We start from the raw sequence: 4,463 nt of genomic DNA on the forward strand, positions 1-4,463 counted from the left end.
ACCAAGGGCTGCCTGAGCCGGAAAACCGGCCTCGCCATGGCCTTCAGGCTGATGATGTCAGCCCAGGCGAAATGGCGAAAACTCGACGGTGCCAATCGGCTGCCGGAAATCGTCCAGGGGATTGCCTTCAAGGACGGGATCAAGCAACTTCAAGCCGCCGCCTGATCACGCCGTCACCAACTTTCGGGCATAGCTCCGCCGGAATGCAACACATCATGTTGAGATCGCTGTGCGGAAATGTCTCGAATGACCTGCTCTTGCTTGAACGTTGCGTTGTTTGACTATTTGGTAAACTTTGGACTGTCATCTGTAGGAAATTCCACTAAGAATTCCCGAATGACCTACTATTCATTCAAGGATTCCTGGGCGAAACCGCTCCGTTGCGCAAATGCAGAAGTGGAAATTGGGGAGGCTTCCGGACACTCTGCTTCTTCTCCCGAGTTCGCGATAGTTCGGTCCAAGTTCGGTGGACTTTCCCACTTGGCGCATATGCGACGTGACCCTCTGGACTTTTTCTGCAGTATGCGGGACCATTACGGCGAAAATCCTCGACTGAATATCGGGCATCACAGGATGTGGCTCGTCACCACTCCGCCGCAGATCAACGCCCTTCTGATGCGGAATGAATGCAACGTCGAGCGTTTCCAGCCGGCGCTACGCGTCATGTCACAATGGTTTCATGACAGCGCCCTTCTAGGCGAAGGTGCGCGTGCGAAATCGTCACGCCGTCAAGCACTTGCCGCGCTGGCCAAAGACCGATTGAGCGAGAACGCCAAGATCTTACGCGAGAGAACGATGGCTGCTGTCGAGTCGATGTTAGCTACAGATACGGCTCCCAGTGTCGATCTCGAGCATTTCTGTCGCATCCAAACACTCCAGAATGTCACGCATGCACTGATGGGGGTCGAAGAAACTCTCAACCAGGGACCCTTTGTCGAAGCGGTGTATCAATCGTCCGAGATCATCGTCCAGGAGTTGACTAGCCTGGCAACCTTGCCAACCATTATTCCTACGCCCCGGAATTTTCGAAAGAGACGAGCAATAAAGATCATCCGAGAGCATGTCGCGCGAATTGTAGAGCTCAGAATGGCGATCGGTGCAAACGACCCCCGGCAAGACGTGCTTTCCGCGATGATATTTCATCTGAAAGGGGATAAGCGGAAGATCTGCAATGAGATAGTCACATTGATAATAGCAGGATTTGAGCCTACGGCGACAGCGTTGACCTGGGCCTTCTATCTGATGGGGCGGGATCGCGAAGCCGTAATCAGTCTTCAGGATGAACTGGATGATGTTCTGGCTGGGCGCCCGCCGGACTTAGATGACCTTGAGAAGCTGCCGCGTCTTCGGCGGTCGGTTCATGAGGTGCTTAGGCTATACCCAACGGCATATTCGCTGTTTCCACGGCAAGCCTGGTGTGATTTCGATCTTGCCGGCCTGCCAATAAAGCGCGGAGAGTTACTGCAGATCAGCCCCTATCTGACACATCGTTCCGAGAGGTGGTTTCACAATCCCGACCAGTTCGTCCCGGATCGATTTCGTGTGGAGCCCATCGCCGGTAGCTACCTTCCATTTGGAGCCGGATCGCGAGGATGTATCGGACAACGCGCCGCCTTCATGGAAATAGCAGTCGTGATTGCAATCGTGCTCCAAAGGGTGGTGCCCGGACCTGTAGAGGAAGAGGTGCCGGTAAATGCGCGCTTCTTTCTCAGGCCGGGCGCAAGTATCAGGCAGCAATGGTTCCCCAGGGAAGCGGCGCGCGCAGAGACGCCACGTTTCGCCGCCGGATGATACGGACCGCTGTTGTCATATTGGTAACGTTGACTTGCCTAGGGTTGTTGCCGTTTCTTCAAAGCGAATCTGACCTGTCATCAGCCTTGTCGGAGCGTGATGCATCCCAGATTGCGGCAGCGAAATTCGAGGGAGCTTCTCTTCTGGATCGGACGGCTGTGCTACTGGTCAGATCAGAGAACCTTGCGTCAGCATCTGGGCTCAACGCGTTTTCAGATCTGCTGTTCGAGCTTCAGCTTCTAGAAGGCATCACGCATGTATCATCCGTTTTCTCATTGCCCGATGCGGAAAACGGGCAGCTCGTCCTGGAGCAGGCCCTCTCAGAAGGCTATGCGCCTCGCGCCGCATTACAGCACACCCGAGATGCCGCGAGCTATGGCGCAGACTTCTTGTCACGGGATCTGACGGCATCCATGGTCTTCGTGTCCGGTGAAAGTAACAGTCTGGCATCCTTGGCGCGAACTTTCGCGCCATGTGAGAAAGACACCACACTATGTGTGACGCCCATGGGGCCGATTGCGATTGAGCAGGCGGTTGAAGACAGGCTTCAGTTCGACAATCTTCTGCTGACACCGGTATCAGCGATTGTTTGCCTTGCGATCGTAGCGGTCTGGTTTGGCAGTCTTCGAATTGCTCTGCATGTCATTGCACCGGTCTTGGTCGGCGTCATCTGGTATTTTGGGCTGCTGGCTTTGCTTGATATTCCGATCGATGTTTTTAACGCTGTAGTGCCTACGGTCATATTGACGATTGGGCTGGCGGACATGCTTCACCTTATGAATGCTGTGGGAAAAAACCATACAAACGGCGACCCACAGCTTGCATTGCGCCGAATACTTCCAGCGATAACACTGACGACCGCAACAACAGCCTTCGCGTTTGCCAGTTTGGCCCTGGAGGGAAGCGAGGCGTTGCAACGATTGGCCTTTTGTGGCGTGGCCGGCACATCGCTACTTTGGGTGGCTATCGTGACAATCGGGCCCTTTGCCTGTCGTGGAGTTGCGTCTGCGTCTATGGACAATGCAACGTTTGGTAAGAAAGTGTCTTCAAAGCTGTTTCGCACCGTGCTGTTAGGGCTTCGTTCGCGCAGGTCAATCATTGCCACTGGTGCCGCTGTTTCGCTGATCGGGATTTTCTCATTATCTTGGGTGCCAGTAGATTTCGAATTCACCGAAAACCTTCCCGATGGGCCTGTCGCGGAGGCCTTCGAGACCGCCGAAAGGGAAGGGCTGGCTATGGCGCCGCTCTTCGTTTCCCTGCCGAGCGATCCGCGCGATGGACTACCCGCTGCAATTGCCGTCCTGAATGGCGGCGAAGCACCAGATATGTCCAGAGTGTCGGATGCGATCGCGGGGCGTGATACTCTTGTGCTGCCTCTCCCAGTGACGGCGGGAATGCGTGCCAGCGACATTCTGAATCTTGCGGATAATACGCTCGCGCGTCTTGCGGATCATTCAGACGCGATCATCGATGGTTTCCCCATGCGTGTATCCGAAGCGGCGATCGAGATTGTCGAGCGATTGCAGATCATTTTCTTTCTCGCGATCGCAGTTCTCGCAACCGTGTTTGGTGTGATTTTTCGATCGGCTTGGGTGACTGTTTGTGCGCTGTTCGTGAACCTACTGCCACTTCTTGCGATGCAAGCTGCGATGGTGTTCAGCATGGGGTGGATCAACATGGCATCGGTCGTTGCGATGATTGTGGCCTCGGGCATAGTGGTCGATGATACGGTGCATCTGCTCTGGGCCATTCGACGGCGGAAGATACGAGCCACCACGCATACGGTTTTGGAGGGCTTGCGAGATGCCGGGGAGCCTGTTTCGCTGACGACGCTTGCACTGATATGCGGGTTCTCGATCAGCTTGGCGAGTGGGTTGCCAGGACTTCAGCTCTTTGGCGCACTCGTGATGTTGTCGTTGGGGCTTGCGTGGCTCGCCGACATGTATCTGTTGCCGGTGGTTCTGATTGGCAGGGGGGGTATTAAATAACACATATGCCATGGGTTCTTGCTTTTTTTGTTGTCTTGCTTACGGCGCAATTCACCGGATCAGCCCTGCTGGCGCAATCTGCTGAACCGTTTCTCGGAGAGTGGGCAGGGAAGGGCGCGTTTACTCCTGTTGATGCCGATAAGCCGCGACCGCTTGCTTGCCGGTATCGTGGAACCGCGAAAGGCAACGAGGTTCTTATGCGGCTGCGCTGTGCAACTCGGCAGAGCGCGCGCATTTTCGAAATGCGACTGACCTACGGGGAAGCGAACCGGATCAATTCAGCCGAAGTTGTCAGACCAGTGGCAAGAGCGGGTCAGCGCCTCGAGATCACACATAAGGCGGGCGGGTTGACAGTGTCCGATCCTGGGGGTGGGCGGCTCGAGGTGAGGCATATTCAGGGGGCATTGAGACTCAATATGACCGACCCGGCTCGGGGCGGAAGTGACGTGACGCTACACCGCAGGAGTGGCCACTAGTGGACCTGTCGCGAGCTATGCCCGAAAGTTGGTGACGGCGTGATCAGGCGGCGGCTTGAAGTTGCTTGATCCCGTCCTTGAAGGCAATCCCCTGGACGATTTCCGGCAGCCGATTGGCACCGTCGAGTTTTCGCCATTTCGCCTGGGCTGACATCATCAGCCTGAAGGCCATGGCGAGGCCGGTTTTCCGGCTCAGGCAGCCCTTGGT

Annotated in this window: 2 protein-coding genes and 2 pseudogenes; 3 read left to right on the forward strand and 1 reads right to left on the reverse strand. The window is 55.7% G+C overall.

The annotated features are described in order from the left end of the window. From G568_RS20430 to G568_RS0117495, 3 genes and pseudogenes are all read left to right on the forward strand, one after another. Window positions 1-165: pseudogene (locus tag G568_RS20430) on the forward strand (IS256 family transposase); the annotation flags it as partial. Window positions 166-336: 171 nt separating this feature from the next. Further along, entirely contained in the window at window positions 337-1,791 is a 1,455-nt protein-coding gene (locus tag G568_RS0117490) for a cytochrome P450 (protein WP_169576976.1), read from the forward strand. Window positions 1,792-1,838: 47 nt separating this feature from the next. Further along, entirely contained in the window at window positions 1,839-3,779 is a 1,941-nt protein-coding gene (locus tag G568_RS0117495; RefSeq protein ID WP_169576977.1) for an RND transporter family protein, read from the forward strand. A 519-nt stretch (window positions 3,780-4,298) separates the two neighbouring features. Here the strand turns inward: G568_RS0117495 and G568_RS20435 are convergent. After that, window positions 4,299-4,463 (reverse strand): annotated as a pseudogene (locus G568_RS20435) (IS256 family transposase); the annotation flags it as partial.

The organism is Sediminimonas qiaohouensis DSM 21189, from assembly GCF_000423645.1.
Taxonomy (GTDB): Bacteria; Pseudomonadota; Alphaproteobacteria; order Rhodobacterales; family Rhodobacteraceae; genus Sediminimonas; species Sediminimonas qiaohouensis.

Bases quoted from the DNA above. Each gene is read 5' to 3' on its own strand.
- G568_RS0117490 (WP_169576976.1), top strand. From the start codon at position 337: ATGACCTACTATTCATTCAAGGATTCCTGGGCGAAACCGCTCCGTTGC.